The sequence below is a fragment of the Erythrobacter sp. genome, from assembly GCF_036351135.1.
Lineage (GTDB): Bacteria > Pseudomonadota > Alphaproteobacteria > Sphingomonadales > Sphingomonadaceae > Erythrobacter.
In genome coordinates this window covers 18,481-36,972 of sequence record NZ_JAZBON010000011.1, presented here as the reverse complement: position 1 = coordinate 36,972, position 18,492 = coordinate 18,481, and the positions used below count along the sequence as shown (strand labels likewise).

14 protein-coding genes are annotated in these 18,492 nt (G+C 64.5%); 3 read left to right on the top strand and 11 right to left on the bottom strand.

The genetic code is table 11. The annotated features are described in order from the left end of the window. Nucleotides 1-152: 152 nt before the first annotated feature. Genes atzF through V2I30_RS03020 form a run of 8 tightly spaced genes read right to left on the bottom strand, consistent with a single transcriptional unit; the run spans nucleotide 153 to nucleotide 10,215 of the window. Complete coding sequence (gene atzF / locus V2I30_RS03055) at nucleotides 153-1,925, bottom strand: allophanate hydrolase (RefSeq protein ID WP_330660597.1); 1,773 nt, start codon at nucleotides 1,923-1,925, stop codon at nucleotides 153-155. Then, nucleotides 1,922-5,488, bottom strand: coding sequence for an urea carboxylase (uca, locus tag V2I30_RS03050; protein WP_330660596.1), 3,567 nt, complete (start codon nucleotides 5,486-5,488; stop codon nucleotides 1,922-1,924). Before uca ends, atzF begins: the two co-directional genes overlap by 4 nt. Next, nucleotides 5,485-6,111, bottom strand: coding sequence for an urea amidolyase associated protein UAAP2 (locus tag V2I30_RS03045; protein WP_442896892.1), 627 nt, complete (start codon nucleotides 6,109-6,111; stop codon nucleotides 5,485-5,487). Before V2I30_RS03045 ends, uca begins: the two co-directional genes overlap by 4 nt. 5 nt (nucleotides 6,112-6,116) lie before the next feature. After that, on the bottom strand, nucleotides 6,117-6,890 hold the full coding sequence (locus tag V2I30_RS03040) for an urea amidolyase associated protein UAAP1 (protein ID WP_442896897.1): 774 nt from the start codon (nucleotides 6,888-6,890) through the stop codon (nucleotides 6,117-6,119). Between the two features lie 47 nt (nucleotides 6,891-6,937). Further along, the gene (locus V2I30_RS03035) at nucleotides 6,938-7,423 is read right to left on the bottom strand and encodes a CopG family ribbon-helix-helix protein (RefSeq protein ID WP_330660593.1); all 486 of its coding nucleotides are present in this window, start codon (nucleotides 7,421-7,423) and stop codon (nucleotides 6,938-6,940) included. 14 nt (nucleotides 7,424-7,437) lie between these two features. Then, complete coding sequence (locus tag V2I30_RS03030) at nucleotides 7,438-8,274, bottom strand: ABC transporter ATP-binding protein (RefSeq protein WP_330660592.1); 837 nt, start codon at nucleotides 8,272-8,274, stop codon at nucleotides 7,438-7,440. Continuing rightward, entirely contained in the window at nucleotides 8,271-9,086 is an 816-nt protein-coding gene (locus V2I30_RS03025) for an ABC transporter permease (RefSeq protein ID WP_330660591.1), read from the bottom strand. The genes V2I30_RS03030 and V2I30_RS03025 overlap by 4 nt, the downstream gene beginning before the upstream one ends. Before the next feature lie 43 nt (nucleotides 9,087-9,129). Then, nucleotides 9,130-10,215 (bottom strand): putative urea ABC transporter substrate-binding protein, encoded by a 1,086-nt coding sequence (locus tag V2I30_RS03020; RefSeq protein WP_330660590.1) that lies wholly within the window; start codon nucleotides 10,213-10,215, stop codon nucleotides 9,130-9,132. Between the two features lie 200 nt (nucleotides 10,216-10,415). On the opposite strand from V2I30_RS03020, the gene V2I30_RS03015 reads away from it, so the two are divergent. Both V2I30_RS03015 and V2I30_RS03010 read left to right on the top strand, forming a co-directional pair. Beyond that, on the top strand, nucleotides 10,416-11,372 hold the full coding sequence (locus V2I30_RS03015; protein ID WP_330660589.1) for a Vgb family protein: 957 nt from the start codon (nucleotides 10,416-10,418) through the stop codon (nucleotides 11,370-11,372). A gap of 261 nt (nucleotides 11,373-11,633) precedes the next feature. Beyond that, nucleotides 11,634-13,841, top strand: a complete 2,208-nt coding sequence (locus V2I30_RS03010; RefSeq protein ID WP_330660588.1) for a TonB-dependent receptor — start codon at nucleotides 11,634-11,636, stop codon at nucleotides 13,839-13,841. Between the two features lie 97 nt (nucleotides 13,842-13,938). On the opposite strand, the gene V2I30_RS03005 is transcribed toward V2I30_RS03010, so the two are convergent. Next, the gene (locus V2I30_RS03005; protein WP_330660587.1) at nucleotides 13,939-15,129 is read right to left on the bottom strand and encodes a saccharopine dehydrogenase family protein; all 1,191 of its coding nucleotides are present in this window, start codon (nucleotides 15,127-15,129) and stop codon (nucleotides 13,939-13,941) included. A 577-nt stretch (nucleotides 15,130-15,706) separates the two neighbouring features. Here V2I30_RS03005 and V2I30_RS03000 point away from each other — a divergent pair. Then, nucleotides 15,707-16,420 (top strand): EAL domain-containing protein, encoded by a 714-nt coding sequence (locus V2I30_RS03000; RefSeq protein ID WP_330660586.1) that lies wholly within the window; start codon nucleotides 15,707-15,709, stop codon nucleotides 16,418-16,420. A 41-nt stretch (nucleotides 16,421-16,461) separates the two neighbouring features. On the opposite strand, the gene V2I30_RS02995 is transcribed toward V2I30_RS03000, so the two are convergent. Both V2I30_RS02995 and V2I30_RS02990 read right to left on the bottom strand, forming a co-directional pair. Beyond that, complete coding sequence (locus V2I30_RS02995; protein WP_330660585.1) at nucleotides 16,462-17,121, bottom strand: potassium channel family protein; 660 nt, start codon at nucleotides 17,119-17,121, stop codon at nucleotides 16,462-16,464. Further along, nucleotides 17,111-18,433, bottom strand: coding sequence for a TrkH family potassium uptake protein (locus V2I30_RS02990; RefSeq protein WP_330660584.1), 1,323 nt, complete (start codon nucleotides 18,431-18,433; stop codon nucleotides 17,111-17,113). The genes V2I30_RS02995 and V2I30_RS02990 overlap by 11 nt, the downstream gene beginning before the upstream one ends. Nucleotides 18,434-18,492 lie beyond the last annotated feature (59 nt).

The following is an 18,492-nucleotide window of genomic DNA, read 5'->3' as shown; positions in this document are numbered from 1 at the left end:
ACGCGTGTCCCGGCGAGGCATCCAATCTCCCGTTTCTCTTATTGATTGCAGCGTATCGATATGACGAGTTGCGTCAAGAGTAATATTACAATTTTATGCCAGTCCGGCGTAATCTTGATAAGAAACACGAGCGCGCGCGTAATTATCGTTCGTTAGTCCGCAGGTTTGATAAAGGCCCGCCATCCGCCGAGTTCCGTGATGTCTTGCGCGCCCTCGGTAGCGCGGGGCTCAGCGACGAATCCCTTGACGCTCGATCCGTCGGCAAGGGTGACTGTGCCAATGGCCAGCGGCGCGGGGACCTCCGCCGTGAAACTGCCGAAGGCGGCCACATCGAGCTCGTAAATCTCGACTTCGATCGACGCGCCATCGGCGGCGTGGACGAGGGCGGGTTTGGGCGGCACGCTGTCGGCCATCGCGAACAGGCGATAGGTCGGCGCCGTCGTGGTCGCCTCGACGAATGACGCATCGCGCGAGGTCAGCTGCCAATGCAGCGGCATGTCCTTGAGATGAGCGCCGACAACGGCGAGTTTCACACGGTCCATTCGTCCCTCCAGATCGAGCGGCGGCAGCGCTGGAAGATGCGCAGCCGACAGGTAGGTTGCAGCAAGGTCGATAAGGCCGCGATCGCTATGCGCGGGGCCGATCAGAGTGATGCCGAAGCCGGTCGCATTGGCGCGCGCGCCGGCGGGCACGGCGATCGCCGCCATATCGAGCAGGTTCACGAAATTGGTGTAGCGCCCCAGATTGCTGTTGAGCGCAATCGGCTCCGCGTCGACCTCGCGCACCCGGTAGATGGTTCCGGTTGTCGGGAAAAGGAGCGCGTCGATATCCTGCCATAGGTGATCGGACCAGCGCTTGATCTCGGCCAGACGGTAGATGCCCTCGAAGGCGTCGACGGCACCGATCGCGGCGCCCGGTTCGATCACGGCGCGGACAATGGGATCGAGCGCATGCGCGTCGCGCGCCAGCAGATCGCGGATGGCGGCGGTGCGCTCGGCCACCCAGGGGCCGTCGTAAAGCAGGCGCGCCGCCTCGTTCAGCGGTTCGATATCGAATTCGACGATCTCTGCTTGGTCAGCGAGGTTTTCGAGCGCCTTGGTATAGAGGCGTTCCGCCTCCGCGTCGCCGAACCATGCGCGTTGATCGGGCCGGGCAACGCCGATGCGGCGCGCGTCCAGCGGGCGGTCTTCGTGCGGGCGCGAGAAGGGATCGGCGGGATCGAAGCCTGCAAGAACCTCGTCGAGCAGCAAGGCATCGCTCGGCGCGCCAGCAAAAACCGTGATGCAATCGAGCGTGCGGCAGGCGGGGACCAGCCCCGTGGTGCTGAAACGGCCCTTGCTAGGCTTGAAGCCGATCAGATGGTTGAACGCGGCCGGCACCCGTCCCGACCCCGCCGTGTCGGTGCCGAGCGCGAAGGCCACCAGCCCCGCCGCGACAGCGACCGCGCTGCCCGAACTCGAACCCCCGCTGATATAATCGAGATGATAGGCGTTGCGCGGAATGCCATAGGGGCTGCGCGTCCCGACGAGCCCGGTCGCGAACTGATCGAGGTTGGTCTTGCCGAGGCAGATTGCACCTGCGTCGAGGAGCCTCGCCACGACCGTGGCATCGGACGCTGGCAAATAGGCGAATGCCGGACAGGCGGCCGTCGTCTTCATTCCGGCAACGTCGATATTGTCCTTTGCCACAAACGGCACCCCTGCCAGCGGCAGCGTTTCTCCAGCCGCGACCCGCGCGTCCACGGCGCGCGCCTTATCGAGAATATCGCCGGACGAGGGACGACTGATCCATATCTGTGGCTGGACCGCGTCGTAGACTGCAATCCGCTCGATAGCGTCTTCGGCGATTGCTTCGGCACTGGTTTGGCGTGTGTTGACCGCCTCGGCAATGACGCAGGCGCGCAGTCGCTCGCCGAGCGGGTTCACCCGCTTTTCCTGACGGCGAGGATCGGCGTCCCGGGATCGATCGCCTGCCGCTCTTCGACGTACAAAGCCTCGACAGTACCGCTGACAGGACTTTCCAGCGGGCTTTCCATCTTCATCGCCTCGATCACCGCGATCCTCTGACCCGCCTCGACCTTATCTCCTTCGGCCACCAGCAGTTTCCAGAGGCTTCCGCCGAAGGGCGCCTCGACGAGATCTGCATCCCCAGGTACGTCGAGGGCGCGTCGGTCTGCGGCAGCTGAGCCTGCGGTGTCAGTCAGTTCGCTGACGCGGGCAAATTCGCCGCTGCGCTCCCAAGCGTCGCGCTCGGCATCGAATGCGGCCTGCCGGCGGTCTTCGAAGCGGGCGATCGACGCAACATTTTCGGCGATGAAAGCGCGATGGCGGGAAAGACTGAATTCGCTTTCCTCGATCTCGATCGATCGTCTTCCGGCGGGAAAGTCCCGCCGCCATTCGGCGAGCTCTTCAGCCGATACGGGGAAGAAGCGAATTTCGTCGAAGAACCGCAGCAGCCAGGGCTTTCCTTCGGTGAAAGCATCGGTCTGACGATAGGTATTCCAGACCTGGATCGTGCGTCCGAACAGCTGATAGCCGCCGGGCCCTTCCATGCCGTAGATGCACATATAGGCGCCGCCGATCCCCACCACGTTGGGCGGCGTCCAGGTACGTGCGGGATTGTACTTGGTCGTCACCAGGCGATGGCGCGGATCGACCGGCGTGGCGACGGGCGCGCCGAGATAGACGTCGCCGAGCCCGAGGACGAGATAACTCGCATCGAACACCGTGCGCCTGACCGCGTCTGCATCCGCCAGTCCGTTGATGCGCCGGATGAAGTCGATGTTGTCCGGGCACCACGGCGCATCGTCGCGCACTGTGGCGGCATATTTCTCGATTGTCTCCGTTATCGCCGGATCGCGCCAGCTGAGCGGCAAATGGACGATGCGCGACGGCATGGTGAAGTCGCCGAGTTCGCCGAGCTCCTCCTCCGCCTCGATCAGCGCGGCGAGGGCGTCGGCCTGAGTCAAACGCTGCCCGTCGAAATGCAGTTGGAGCGAGCGGATGCCCGGCGTGATATCGATGACGCCGGGAAGGGCTTGCGCTTCCAGAGCCTGCATCAGGGCGTGAGCGCGGATGCGCAGCTCGATGTCGAGCGTGATGGGCCCGTATTCGACGAGAATGTTGCGATCGCCCTGCTGGCGATAGACGATGCGCGGGCGCTCCCCTTCGGCGGCGAACTCGGCCAATATCGGCGAAAGACCGGCTGTCTCCTTGCGTGGGGCTTTGATTGCGGGAGCGGCTTCGGCCTGCCCGATCTCGACGGGTACGAACTCGACGCTGTCGCCCGGTGCGAGCTGGCCGATCATCCAGCGGTCCGCCGCGACGACCACGAAGGGACAGACGAAGCCGCCGAGCGAAGGGCCGTCGGGCCCCAGGATGATCGGCATGTCCCCGGTGAAATCGACTGCGCCGACGGCGTACGCGTTGTCGTGGATGTTCGAGGGGTGAAGCCCTGCCTCGCCACCGTCCTTGCGCGCCCATTCGGGCTTGGGTCCGATCAGGCGCACGCCGGTGCGATTGGAATTGTAATGAACCTTCCAGGTTTCGGACAGGATGGCGGCGATGTCGTCGTCGGTGAAGAAATCGGGCGCGCCGTGGGGGCCGTACATCACCCTGATGCGCCAATCATCCGCGAATTCCGGTTGGGACGCGTCCGCCTCTTCGCCGACTGGAGCGCCGGCCATGTGCAGAACGTCGCCCGCCACCAGCCGCCGGGCCTGATGGCCGCCGAACTGTCCGAGCTCGAACGTTGCGCGGCTGCCGAGATATTCGGGTATGTCGAGCCCGCCGGCAAACAGGATATAGCCGCGCACGCCGCCCCTGCGCACCCGGCCGAGCGCGACGGTCTGGCCGGCAGCGACGTCGAAGGGTTCGCCGCGCGGCACCGGCGCGCCGTCCAGCGTCGCATCGAAATCGGCGCCAGTTAGACAAATGCGCGCGGGCGCAGCGAAGCTCAGCGAAGGGCCGGTGAAGGTGACTTCGAGGCCGGCGGTTCCCTCGGGATTGCCGAGCGCGAGGTTGCCCTGGCGAAACGAGCGATCGTCCATCGGACCCGATGGCGGCACACCCACCGACCAGAGCCCGAGCCGCCCCGGCCATTCCTGCACCGTGGTCGACGCCCCGCCCGAAACGACGCGCACGGCTTGAGGCGTGAAGTGCACGCCTTCGAGCAGCTTCGTATCGACGTCGCCATCGGCGAAGCGTGGATCGCCAACCACGCTGCGAAGCCAGCGCAGATTGGTCTCGAGCCCGCCCAGGCGCGCTTCGTCGAGCGCGGTGCGCATGGCCGCGATCGCTTTTTGGCGGCTATTCTCATGGGTGATGAACTTCGCAATCATCGGATCGTACCAGGCGCCGATCGTGCTGCCGGGCGCGACCCAGGTATCTGCCCGGATGTTCTCGGGAATATGCAGCCCGGTGATCGTCCCGGTGGTCGGGCGATAATCGAGGGCAGGGTCCTCGGCGTAGAGCCGCATCTGAACTGCATGACCGCTGGGTTCGGGCGGCGCGCGGTCGAGAAAGGCGAAGTCGCCCTGCGCGCCGCGGATCATCCATTCGACGAGGTCGATCCCCATCACCTCCTCGGTGACGCCGTGTTCGACCTGCAGCCGGGTGTTCATTTCGAGGAAGAAGAACTCTTCGCGGGTCGCATCGTACAGGAATTCAACGGTTCCGGCTGAGCGATATTTCGCCGCCTCGCCCAGCCTTACCGCCGCTGCGATCAGTTCGGCCCGCTTGTCTGCCGGCAGATTGGGGGCAGGCGCCTCTTCGACCACCTTCTGGTTGCGGCGTTGAAGCGAACAGTCGCGTTCTCCCAGCGGCAGGATGCGACCTTCGCCGTCGCCGAAGATCTGGACCTCGATATGGCGCGCCTGCGCGACGAACCGCTCGAGGAATAAGCCCGCATCGCCGAAATTATCCGCACCCAGCCGCGCGACGCTGGCGAACCCATCGCGCAGCTCCGTGATATCCCGGCAGACGCGCATACCGATGCCGCCGCCGCCCGCACTCGCCTTGAGCATGACGGGAAAGCCGATCGTCTCGGCAGCGCGCACGGCCTCGTCGATATCGCCGAGCAAACCGCTGCCCGGCGCGAGCGGAACCCCGCTCGCCTCGGCCAAAGCGCGGGCGCTGTGCTTCAGGCCGAAGGTGCGAATGTTGTCCGGCGTGGGGCCGACGAAAGCGATCCCGGCAGCCTTGCAGGCTTCCGCAAAATCCGCGTTCTCCGCCAGGAAGCCGTAACCGGGATGGATCAGGTCGGCGCCGGTCTTGCGCGCGGCCTCCAGAATACGCTCGATGTCGAGATAGCTCTCGGCGGCCGGGGCGGGGCCGATGCAGACCGCCTCGTCCGCGTGGCTGACATGCAGCGACCCCGCGTCCGCTTCGGAATAGACCGCGACGGAACGCAGGCCCATCGCCCGCACCGTGCGCATGATCCGCGTCGCGATCGCCCCCCGGTTGGCGACGAGCACGGTGTTCGCGCTCATTGGGTGATGATCATCCGGACGGGCGTGGGATTGAAACCGTTGCACGGATTGTTGATCTGCGGGCAGTTGGAGACGACCACGGTGACGTCCATTTCGGCGCGCAGATCGACCCACAGGCCGGGCGCGGAAATGCCGTCGACAATCCCCAGCGTCCCGTCCTGCATCACCGGCACATTCATGAAGAAATTGATGTTCGAGACCATGTCGCGCTTGCCGCGCCCTTCGGTCAGGTTCGCCTCGATAAAATTGTCGACACAGGCATGCTGCGCCTTCGTATGATGGCCGTAGCGAAGCGTATTGGATTCGCACGAACACGCCCCGCCGATCGTGTCATGGTAATCGACCGAGCTGCCCAGAACCGTCATCATCGCATTGCCCTCGTTCGAGCGGATGATGCTGCCTTCGCGCAGGAAGATGTTGCCCTGGGCGGCGACCGTGTCCTGCGCGCTGTAGCGCTCGGCATCGTCGGCCGTCGAATAGAGCAGGAAGTCGACCGCCTGATTGCCTTCGAGATCGACGATTCGCAGGGTTTGACCGGCCTTTACATGGTGGAGCCAGGGGGCGCGCGCCGGCACGATCTCGTCATGGACGATCGCGCCTGTCAGGCCTTCGATGGCAGCCATGTCGTTCATCGGCGGCAATAATCTTCGGAATTGAGAAAAGCGCGCATGCCTTCCGGCGTGGCGGTTCGGACGGGATCGTCCATCACTGCGGGCGCCCCGCGCCATGCGGTCGCGCGCAGCGGGGTGACGGTATAGTCGGCACGCGGATCGAGGACGTGCGGGACGTTCGCGATCACCACGAAGACATCCATTTCCGCGCGCAGGATTACCTTTCGACCCGGCTCGTAGGGACCGATGAGCGGCGTGATCGCCCCATCGTGCTCGATCCGCGTGCCCTTGAAGAGGTTCACGCAGGGGTGAACGTCGCGGCGGCCCAGGCCGAACTTCGCCGCGCCGAGCAGCAGGCGATCGCGGCCGTTCGGATATGCGCCGCTGTTGCGGCCCTCGCCATATTTCTCGGCGTTGGTGCGCGCGTTCGACGTCCCGCAAAAGGCATCGTGGGTCGCGGCATCGTCTTCCAGAATGCTCATCAGCACGCGGCCCATGTCCGACAGTAACAGCATGCCCGCTTCGAGATAGGCGTTCCATTGAACCTTGACCGTATCCGCGACGTTCAGCCGTTCGGTCGGCATCTCGGCATTGAATATCATCAGCGCGGCGCAGGCATCGCCCTGCGTGTCGATCAGGCGCAGCCGCGACCCGCGCGACAGCCGCCGCGCTGCGTAGCCGCCCGGCGCGATCGACTCTTCCCAGACCAGGTCCGAGGCATCGACGCCCTCGGGCAGGTCTTCGGCAACCGGCGGCAGGATCGGCATCGCCTCGGCGAGCGTGCCCGCCATCGAACGGGCATGGTCGCGCGCCGCCTTGGGATCGTCGAGCTTTCCTGTCACGCGGCTATACCGCCGCGATCGGGCAGGGCGCTGTCGTCGTCCTGCTCGTGCAGGGGCGGGAGCAGGGCGGTGGTCGTCACCAATTGCAGCTGATCGACCCCGCGGATGCGGCGCAGCGCGTCGCACAATCCTTCGAGCCGCTCGGCCGGACCTTGCACCAGCAGCACCTCCAGCGACTGGTCGTCTTCCAGAAAGACGTGCTGCGAGGAGATGACCTCCTTCAAATAATGCTGCTGAGTAATGGCGAGCTGGTGCCGCACGCTGCCACGATCGCCGCGATATACCAGCGTGACCGTCCCGGCGAGCATCTCTTCCGGGCGAACCATCGCCTCGTGCTCGGCCAATGCCTGGCGGATAAGCTGCGCGATCAGCTGGGACCGCGAGGGCAATTCGCGTTCCTCGACCATGCAGTCGAGGTCGCGCAGCAATTCCGCGGGCAGGCTCATACTGAGGCGGGCGAGATTGGCGGGGCTCGTTGCCATGATGGAAAATCCTCTCAATTATTATGTATCTTGTCAATCGTAATACCGCCATCGGCAGACTCGGCATCGTCGGGGCCGGTGTCTTCGCATTCGGGCCGCGCCTTCGCGCGTTCGGCCTCGGCGGCAATCTTACGATCCAGCGGCAGGTCGTAGACCACCGTTGCGCCATAGCGATCGGGGGCGTGCGGATCGATACGGACCTTGTCGAGCGCCAGAACGCGCGTTCCCAGACCGAATGCTTCGCGGATATCGTGGGTGACCATGATAATGGTCAGCCTGTATTCGCGCCAGAGACGGGTGATCAGCGTGTGCATGTCGCCCCTAATCCCGGGATCGAGCGCGCCGAAGGGTTCGTCCAGAAGCAGGATACGGGGACGCTTGATGAGCGCCTGTGCGATCGCGAGGCGTTGCTGCATTCCGCCCGACATCTGACCCGGATAAAGGTCGAGGGCGTTTTCGAGCCCGACCGCCTCGAGCATTTCGCGCGCCTCTTGCAAAGCTGCGCGGCGTCGCCTGCCGAACAGCCGGCCCATGAGCGGCGCCGTTTCGCATTCGAGGCCGAACAACGTGTTGCCCAAAACGGTCAGGTGCGGGAACACCGAATACCGCTGGAAGACTACCCCGCGATCGGGCGTGCATTGCGGCTTGAGCGGGACGCCGCCCAGCGAGATCGCGCCGCGGCTCGGCGACGTCTGGCCGAGGACGAGCTTGAGCAGGCTGCTCTTGCCCGCACCCGACGGGCCGACGATCGAGACGAAGGCACCTTCCTCGATATCGAGATCGACCCGTTCGAGAACGACCTTGTCGCCATATTCGACCCACACGTCGCGAAGTTGCAACGCCGCGCTCACTGTCCCTCTCCATGCGCCCAGGCGAACAAGCGCCGGCTCGCCCAGGCGAGGAGGAAGTCGATGCTCGCCGCGAGTATCGCGATCCATGCGACATAAGGCAGGATGACATCCATCGCGAGATATCGCCGAACGAGGAATATGCGGTAGCCAAGCCCGATATCCGAGGCGATCGCTTCCGCGGAAATCAGAAAGACCCAGGCCGGGCCGAGCGAGAGCCTGAGGGCCTGGATGAGGCGCGGCATGGCCTGCGGCAGTGCGACGCGCAGAAGAAGCTGCCACGTGCTCGCACCAAGGGTTTGAGCCTTTACGATCTGCTCACGCGGCAAGGCGGCGACATAGGCGGCGATGTCGCGCACCATGAACGGCGTGATGCCGATCACGATGAGGGCGACCTTGGCCGTTTCGCCGAGGCCGAATGTAATGAAGAGGATAGGCAGCAGTGCGATCGGCGGGATGACGGCAATGCCGGTGACCAGAGGGCCGAACGTCGCGCGTATCGATCGCAGCCCTCCGAGCAACAGACCTATGACAAGCGCGCTAAGCGTCGCGATCGCCAGCCCGATGCCGAGCCTGTAAAGACTCGCCGCCGTATCCGCCCAGAACAGATAGCGGCCCGACAGCCGATCACGCTCGAAAGCGAGGCCCCACATCGCCTCGCCCATCGCGCTCGGCAGCGGCAGGATCTTGTCGTTCGGATTGATCGCGTTCCGGTCCGCTGCCACAATCAGATAGAGAATGAGCAGCAGCAGTATGGGAAGAAGACCCAGCAGAAAGCGGGTGCCCTTCTGTCCGGCTCCCGGAAACCCGCTCATCGAAGGCCCGGCGGCGGAGCGGAAGTATCAGGCCGGGCGGCGATCACAACGCGCCGTCGGCGGCCATCTGCATATATGTCGGATCGAAGCGCAGCGTGACGTTGCTCTCGTCGCCCAAAGTCGTCCCACCCGGAAAGCTCATGCCGACCTCGTCCACGGATCTTGCGCCCGGTCCGAACAGTCCCTGCGCGAAGCTGAAATCGCGCACCCGCCGCATGGTTTCGACCAGCGCCTCGCTCGACGTCGCTTCCACCGCCGCCGCCGGATCGGCGTAGAGATAGGTGGTCTCGAGCTGACCTTCGAACACGTCCGGTGTCGTTCCCGCGAGCGCCGCCATCGCTGCGCGCGCCTCGGCCCCTTGCTCATCGTCCTGCATCATGATCGAAAGCGTCTCGTACCAGATCCCCGCAAGCGCCTTGCCCAGGGCGGGATTGGCCTCGAGCGTCGCGGTATCGACAACGAGCAGATCGACGATCTCGCCGGGAATGTCCGCCGAGCTGAAGACCAGATTGGCCTGCGGGGCGGATTTCATCGTCGTCAGCTGCGGGTTCCAGGCGACGGCGGCGGTGACGTCGGGTGACGAAAACGCCCCCGCAATGTCCGCATCCGAGGTGTTGATCGTGCTGACATCGGTCATTCCCAGACCGCTCTTTTCCAGACCGCGCGCCAGCAGATAATGCGACACCGAAAGCTCGACGAGGTTGACCGACCGCCCTTCTATCGCGGCCAGGTCGCTCGCGCCTTTCAGCAGGATGCCATCATTGCCGTTTGAATAATCGCCAAGAATGATCGCGGTCGTGTCCTTCCCGCCGGCGGCGGGGATGGTGAGCGCGTCCATATTGGCTACAGTGACACCGTCCAGCTGCCCCGCAGTATATTGATTGACCGATTCGACGTAGTCGTTGACCTGCACGAAATTGATCGTGATCCCGTATTTGTCGGCCCATTTCTCGACGATGCCCGCCTGATCGGCATAGGGCCAGGGCATCCATCCCGCATAGATCGACCAGCCGATATCGAACTCGGTCCGCTCTGCCGCGGCGTCTTCGGTCGGACCGCCGCAGGAGGCGAGCGCGAATGCGAAGGCTAGGGCAAAGAAGGCCAGAGCGCGGCGGCGCAGGTCGAACATCGGTCAATTCCTTTCGCATGTGCAACATTGCGCCATTCCGCCGCTGTGTCCATCGCAAAATTATTACCGTTGCGCGCGCGGGTATTATTCATATGTTTCTCTACTGACACAGAAGCCGTATCAGACGGTCCGTCGAAGAGGGTGCCCGGCAACCGAACGAAACCGCGCTTTGCAGTGCGGTGCATGAAGGAGATGTGCCGATGGTCCGCCCTGCTTTTGCCGCCCTTGCCCTCGTATCGCTCGCACCCGCCGCGTGCAGCACGACTCCCGCGCCGCGCGATGCGGGAATGCTGGCATTCGAGGAAAAAGCGATCGAAGTGCCCGGCTTCGTCGATTTTCTGACGATCGATGGCGACACTGTCTGGGCCACGAACCGCCTTTCGCGCGAGGATGGAATGGTGGAGCAATGGTCGCAGGATGGACTGGTGGCGACGGTCAAGGTGCCGCGCCCCTGCGGCACAATGGCATTGCTCGATGGCTCCCTCTGGGTCGCCAATTGCGCCGACCTAAATCTTTACAAGATCGACACCGAAGCGGCCCGGGTGGAGGCGATCCTCGACACCGGGATCGCCGAGCCGCGCGGGGAGACGAATGTGGTTGCCGGAGCCGGCTCGGTATGGGTGCCCACGGATGCCGAGGGCCTCATCTCGCGGATCGATCCGCAGACGAACGAGACGATCGCCCAGGTTGAGGTCGCACCGGGCACGTTCTTCTTGGCATTCGCTTTGGGCAATCTCTGGGCGGTATCGAGCGGTGAGAACCTCCTGCAACGGATCGACCCCGCAACCAACGAAGTCACCGGCACGGCCACGCTCGGTAAGCAGCCCGGCTTCCTGGCCGCGGGCGAGGGCGCGGTGTGGGTGCAGGAACAGGGCGATGGCACGGTCGCGCGCATCGATCCCGACAGTCTCGAAGTGCTTGGCCGCACGAAGGTCGGCGACGATCTGCTCTACGGAGATATCGACACGGGCGCGGGCCTGGTCTGGCTGCGCACGACCAAGGATCAGACCTTCGTCGTGATCGACGCCGCCGACGGCGCGATCCGGGCGCGCGTCGGTCGCCCCGAGGGCAGCGGCGCCATACGCCATACCCCCGAGGGCGTCTGGACCTCTGCGCACGATGTTGAGACGATCAACTGGTGGACGCCTACCCCGTAAACGCCGGTAGCGAAGGTCGGCAGGACTGAGCTTGGACAGAAGTGGGCCGGAGTTGCCCGCATCGCTTTCCAGGAAAGCGATTGCCCCATTCCACACGTGCCCTCCATGCGCGAATGTGACCTTTTTGTCGCAGCGCGGGAAGATGTGGTCCCGCACACCGTTGCAAAGCGGGTTTTCCGGACTGCGGCGCTTGAGGTTCGGCGCGATTGCACTAAAGCGATGATACGTTATTACATCAGCAAGGCCCCGGATGGACTTCCTATGACTACTTTCGCTCGCCCACTTGCCGCGGTCAGCCTGATCGCTCTCGCTGCCTACGGCACGCCCGCTTTTGCCGAGAACGGCGTCGACGATAGCGAAACCGGAGCCTCCGCTACGGAGCAGACGCAGGACCGGGAGCAGCGTTCGGATCGCCGCGTGCAGCCGCCGCGCGACGAACCGCATTATCGCGGCGACATCCTGGTGTCTGCCGAATCCCTCAACGAGCTCGACTTCATCGCCGGACAGGACGTGCTCGAACTGGAGGAGGTGCAGCGCAATCTTGCCGGGCAGCTGGGCGAAGTGCTTATCAAGGTGCCCGGTGTCAGCGCGACAAGTTTTGCGCCGGGCGCGTCGCGGCCGATCCTGCGCGGGCTCGATGGCGAACGCGTGCGCGTGCTGATCGATGGGCTCGGCACCGCCGATGTCGGCAACACGTCGGCGGACCATGCGACCACCGTAGATCCGCTTACCGTCACCCGTATCGAGGTGTTGCGCGGCCCGGCGGCGCTGCTCTTCGGCAGCCAGTCGATCGGCGGCGTCGTCAACGTGATCGACCGTCGCATCCCGCTCGAAGTCCCCGAGAACGGCGTGCATATCGACGCTCTTACCGCGTTCGACACGGCCAGCGAACTGCGCAGCGGTGGGGCCTCAATCGACTTTGCGATTGCGAGCAATCTGGTGCTCCATTTCGACGGGTCCTACCGCGAGACCGATGATCTCGAGATTCCCAACTTCCAGCTCAGCCCGGCCTTGCGCGCCGATTTGCTCGCCGATGCGCGCGAGGAGGAGGAAGAGGGCGAACTCGAGGAAGCCGCCGAACTGCGCGAAGCGGCAAACCAGCAGGACTTTCTCCCTAACAGCTCGACCGAGACCTACACGCTTAATGGCGGGGTCGGATTGATCCTGGGCGAAAGCAGCTTCGGCGCTTCGCTGGGTTACTTCGATACGTTCTACGGCCTCGTCGGCAATCCCGAGGGCGGCCATCATCACGGCGAGGAAGGCGAAGAGGGCGAGGAAGGTGAAGAGGGCGAGGAGGAGGAAGAAGGCGAGGAAACCGTCTCGATCGGTCTCGAGCAATGGCGGGCGGATCTGCGCGGCGATATCGCGCTGGGTGCCGGGTTCTTCGAGCGGCTGAAGCTGCGCGGCGCCTATTCCGACTACACCCACACCGAGTTCGAGGGCACCGAAGTCGGCACCGTCTTCGACACGGAAACCTACGAAGCGCGCGCCGAGCTGGCGCAGCGCGGCGGGGGCGTGATCGGCGCCCAGTTCGTCTCGCGCGAATTCCGCGCGGTGGGCGAAGAGGCTTTCGTCCAGCCCAACGACACCACGCAATTCGCGCTCTTCACCGTCCAGGAAACGCAGCTGGGCATGTTCGATCTCGAAAGCGCCATCCGCTACGAGCGAGTCGATGTCGAGAACCTCGTCACCGATGTAGAGCGCGGTTTCGACCTGTTCTCGACGGCGATCTCGGCCGCGATCGAGACCGAGGCTGGCGTGCGCATCGGGGCATCGCTCTCCACCTCCGAACGCGCGCCGGCGGGCGAGGAACTGTTCGCCAACGGGCCGCATATCGCGACCCAGACCTTCGAGATCGGCGACCCGGACCTGCGCGAGGAGAGCTCGATCGGTCTCGAAGCCTTTGCCAGGGGCGATATCGGAAATCTCGAGTTCGGCGCCTCCATCTACTACCAGTCCTTCGACGACTACATCTTCCTCAGCGCGACCGGCGAGGAGGAGGACGATCTGCCGGTCTTCGAATTCCTCCAGCAGGATGCTGACTTCATCGGTTTCGAGGCGGACGTTGTCTTCCCGATCGTCGAGACTGACGATCTCCTCATCAAGGGCGACGTGCGCGCCTCTTATGTCGAGGCGGAGTTCGCCGACGGATCGAACGTGCCGCGCATCCCGCCCCTCAGTCTGCTCGGCGCGCTCGATGCCGAGGCGGGCGCTTTCGGCATTCGCGGCGAGGTCCAGTTCTTCGGTACCCAGGAAGAGGTCTCCGAGTTCGAAACGGTCACCGACGACTTCACCTTCGTCAATCTCTACCTCAGCTGGCGTCCCTTCGAGCAGAACCGCAACGTCGTCTTCCAGCTCGCGGGCGAGAACCTGTTCGACGCGACCGGGCGCCGCCATTCGAGTTTCACCAAGGAGTTCGTGCCGCTACCCGGCCGCAACATCCGTGCGAGCGCGCGCCTTAGCTTCTAACCCTGATACGCGGGCGGTTCGTCCGGACCGCCCCGCCGCATAGCGAGACCGGCGACTTGTAGGAAAGCCCAGTCGCGGGCGGCCCCGCGCGCTGGCGTCAGTTCTCCAAGGCGAAGGTCAGCTCGGCGCGCTTCTCCAAGCGATCGACCAGCGCTTCGCCCAGGAACGAGCCGGGGGTACCGACCCCGCCCGCCGCATCGCTTTCGAGCAGCGCCATGCCGGTTTCGGCCAGCATCCGGCTGGTCGAGCCGTAGCCCGGATCGTACTTGCCCTTGACCGCGAAGTGCAGCGGCGCGCTGCCATCGGGCCCTTCGGCGACGAACAGCACGTCGTAGAAGCCGTTCTCGCGCTCCTCCTTGGTCGGCCCCTCGCCGGGCTTGGGCGGCTTCGCCCCGAACGGGTTCTTCATCATCTGCGCCGCCGCATTGGCCGCCGCCTTGCCGGCCTCGCCGGGGCTGGTCAGGACCATCTCGTCATAGCGGAAGTCCTCGCCATAGGGATGGCCGAGAAGGTAGTTGGTGCGGTGCACGTTCTTGGTGTTGATCGGCGCCATGACGAAGGGCGCAGCCCATTTGCCCAGGTCTTTCTCATGGGTTGGCACCATGCCCGAAGGCTGGCTCGGCCCTGTGAAGTCCCCGGTCAGCGCGAAGGGATCGCTCAGCACCTTGAATACGCCAGGGTTCTTTGCCGCCGCCTTCATCGTCGCGGTCAGGCTCGCCGCGGTGCCGCCCGAGAACGTGCCCTGCATCGCCCGCACCCGCCCGCGCACGCGGCTCGCCGGCTGGCCGAAGCGTTCCGTCGCGTGTTTCTGTGTCATGAGCACGCCGAGGTCGAAGGGGATCGAATCGAACCCGCTGGAGAAGCAGATGCGCGCCCCGCTTGCCTTCGCCTCCTCGTGCAGTTCCTCGATCTTCTCGGCCATCCAGGCAGGTTCGCCGCACAGATCGGCATAGTCGGTCCCATGCGTCGCGCAGGCCGCGACCAGTTCATCGCCATAGAGCTGGTAGGGGCCGACCGTGGTCAGCACCACGCGGGCGCGTTTCGCCATCGCTTCCATCGCCTCGCGGCTATCGGCATCGGCGACTACAAGCGGCGTATCGTCGGCTGCGCCGATCAGGGTGCGCACATCCTCGAGCTTCGCCTTGTTGCGCCCGCCCATTGCCCATTTGGGCGCGTCCGCCTTGCCGCCATATTCGCGCACGAAGTGCTCGGCGACGAGCCGCCCGGTATAGCCGGTTGCGCCATAGACGATGATGTCGAATTCGCGGGTGTCGTTGCTGTCAGCCATCGGTGTTCTCTCCTTCGGGCGCCGACATGGGCGCTGTCTGCGGGCCTGTCAAAGGCGGGCGCGAATGCGCCGCGCCATTCCTACAGCATGGAACAGGTGGAACACGGTCCAGGAGCGAAAACGCGATTGTGTCACTATAGGGGGCCGAAAGTGTCACTGTCGGCGTGAAAGCGTCACCCGGGCCTTCGAAAAGTGTCACATTTTCGGTCCAAACCGTCACCCTCCGCGGGCGTGAAGTGGCACTGTCGGCGCGGCCAAGTGTCACTGTGCGAGATGCGCCGGCGAGGTGTGGGGGAGGGGCGGGGATCATACACGCCACCAAGCCAGACTTGCCGCATGTAGGAAAGCCGGGCGGCGGCATTGGCCTGGCCGATCGTCCGACCACAGCCAACCGGCGAGATATGCGTAGGCAAGCGTTAATCGAATTGAAACCTCGCACCGCGAACACCGGGCAATCCCGCGTCCAAGGTCTTTCATGAACGCCATCGCTCATCCATCATCTCCAATTGCGTTCCCCGCGCGGGCGAGAGGCTGCAGTGCGTGCCACCGGGGCCGGTCCCTCGGCTTCGACTTCACGATGGCATTCCAGCCGATCGTCGATCTGAAGCAGGGTCGCATCTGGGGTTACGAAGCGCTGGTCAGAGGGCTCGACTACCAACCCGCCAGCCATGTGCTGGACCAGGTCGATGACGAGAGCGTCTACACCTTCGACCAGGCGTGCCGCGTGAAAGCCATCGAACTGGCGGGCGCCAGCTTGCCGCGCGATGGGCGAACGAAGCTCTCGATCAATTTCAAGCCGAACGCGGTCTACGAACCGGCGGCCTGTATCCGGACGACCCTCGAGGCCGCCAGCCGGGCCGAGATCGATCTGTCGCAGCTGATGTTCGAATTCACCGAAGACGAACAGATGCGCGACGTCGATCATCTGCGCAAGATCATCGCGGCCTATCAGAATTTCGGCTTCACCATCGCGCTCGACGATTTCGGTGCCGGATTTGCCGGACTTTCCCTGCTTTCGGACTTTCAGCCCGACCTCATCAAACTGGACATGGCCGTCATCAGGGGGATCGATCGCTGCATCGCGCGGCAGACAATCGTCCATTCCATCGTCGAAATGACCGCAGCGCTCGGGGTGACCTGTCTTGCCGAGGGGATCGAGACAAGGGAGGAAGCCAAGTTCGTGCGCGAGCTCGGCATCGACCTTTGCCAGGGGTTCTACTTTGCGAAACCCAGCACCGGTGCGTTTCGCCACCTCCGCTTCGAAGAGCTGAGCGGTTCGGGATCGGCATAGGCGTAAGCGGGCGCGTCGCCGTGTAACGCCGCGCCTCGACCTTACGCTTTGGCCGCGAAGCGTTGCAGCTGGTTGGTGGTTCCCGACACGATCAGCAGGTCGCCTTCGAGCGCCTGTGTCTCCGGCACCGCATAGACGAAGTCCTGCTGCGGCCGCTTGATGCCCACCACGGTGATGCCGTATTTCGTGCGCACTCCGGCCTCTTCCAGCGTCTGGCCGACGATCGCATCGGGCACGCGCAGTTTGGCGATGGCGAATTCGTCGTCGAACTGGATGAAGTCGATCATCTGACCCGACAGGATATGGGCGACCCGCTCGCCCATGCGCGCTTCGGGATAGACGACGTTGGTGGCGCCGGTGCGTTCCAGGATGCGCCCGTGATTGGCACTGGTCGCCTTGGCCCAGATGTTCGGCACGCCGAGGTCGCTTAGCGCGAGGACGGTGAGCACGCTCGCCTCGATATCGCTGCCGATCCCAACCACTGCGTTGCGGAAATCGGCGGCGCCCAGGCGGCGCAGCGTGTCGATATCGGTGGTGTCCGCCTCGACCACCTGGGTCAGCTTGTCGGCGAGCGCCTGGACGCACGGCTCGGCATTGTCGATCCCAAGCACTTCATGCCCCATGCGTGTGAGCGAATTGGCGACAGCCGTTCCGAACCGGCCCAGACCGATCACGAGCACGGGGTAGCGATTATCCGACAATCGGGTTCTCCTCGGGGTAACGATAGGGCTTGCGCGATGCGCCAAGGGCAAGCGCGGTGGCGACCGTGATGGTTCCCACTCGGCCCACGAACATGAGCACGATGATGACCAGTTCCCCTACCGTGCCGAGGCTGCCCGTCGCCCCGGTCGACAGGCCGACGGTGGAAAAGGCGCTGATCGTCTCGAAGAACACGTCGCGCGGCGCGAGTTCGGTGGTGGCGAGGATGATCGCCGATCCGATCGCGATCAGCGTGGCGGCGAGGACGGCGACCGACAGCGCCTGACGCTCGACATCGCGGCTGACGCGGCGATCGAACAGAACGGCGTCGCGCTGTCCGCGCACTTCGGAGGCGACGATCACCAGCAGCAGCACGAAGGTCGTGATCTTGATGCCGCCCGCCGTGCCCGCGCTTCCCCCGCCGATGAACATCAGCGCGTAGTTGGCGAGCAGCGTCTCATCGCGAAAGGCGCCGACATCGAGCGAATTGAACCCCGCAGTGCGCGGCATGACCGAATGGAACATCGCATTCAACGCCTTGTCCCCGATCGCCATCGGCCCCAGCGTATCGGCATTGTCCCATTCCGCGAGCAGCACGAACAGGAAGCCGGATGCGAGCAGGATGACCGTGCCGCTGACGGTGATCTTGGAGTGCAGGGTCCAGTGCTTGAAATCGAAGGGCCGGTAGCGCAATTCCTGCATCACCGGGAAGCCCAGCGCGGTGATGATGACGGCGATCATGATCGGCCAGAGCATCGCCGGATCGCTCTGGAAGCCCATCATGCTGTCCGAATAGGTCGAAAAGCCCGCATTGTTGAAGGCGCTAACCGCCTGGAACAATCCGTGCCACGCCGCCTCGCCCCATTCGTAGCCATAGGTGAAGCGCAGCCGCGCGGCGAGGATGGCGAAGACCAGCGCCTCCACCGCCAGGGTGATGACGAAGACGAGCCGCAGCACCGAGCGCGCATCGTCGAAATCGAGCCGGCTGCGTTCGACCTGCGTCGCGAGGCGATCGCGCAGGCGAAAGGTCCGCCCGGCCACGACACCGAGCAGGGTCGCTGCAGTCATGATGCCGAAGCCGCCGATCTGGAACAGCAGCAGGACGACGCTCTGCCCGAAGGTCGACCAATAGGTCGGCGTGTCGACGACGATCAGCCCGGTAACCGCAACGGCAGAGGTCGCGGTGAACAGGGCGGTCATGAAGGGCGCAGGCGTGCCGTCCGCGGCGGAGATCGGCAGCCACAGGAGCAGTGTGCCAAACGCGATGACCGCGAAGAAGAGCGCGGGGATCAGTCGTATCGGGTTGCGGATCATTCGGTGCGGAGGCGCTTCGATTGTGGCGAAGCTCCGCTAGACGCATCGGACGCTGCGTG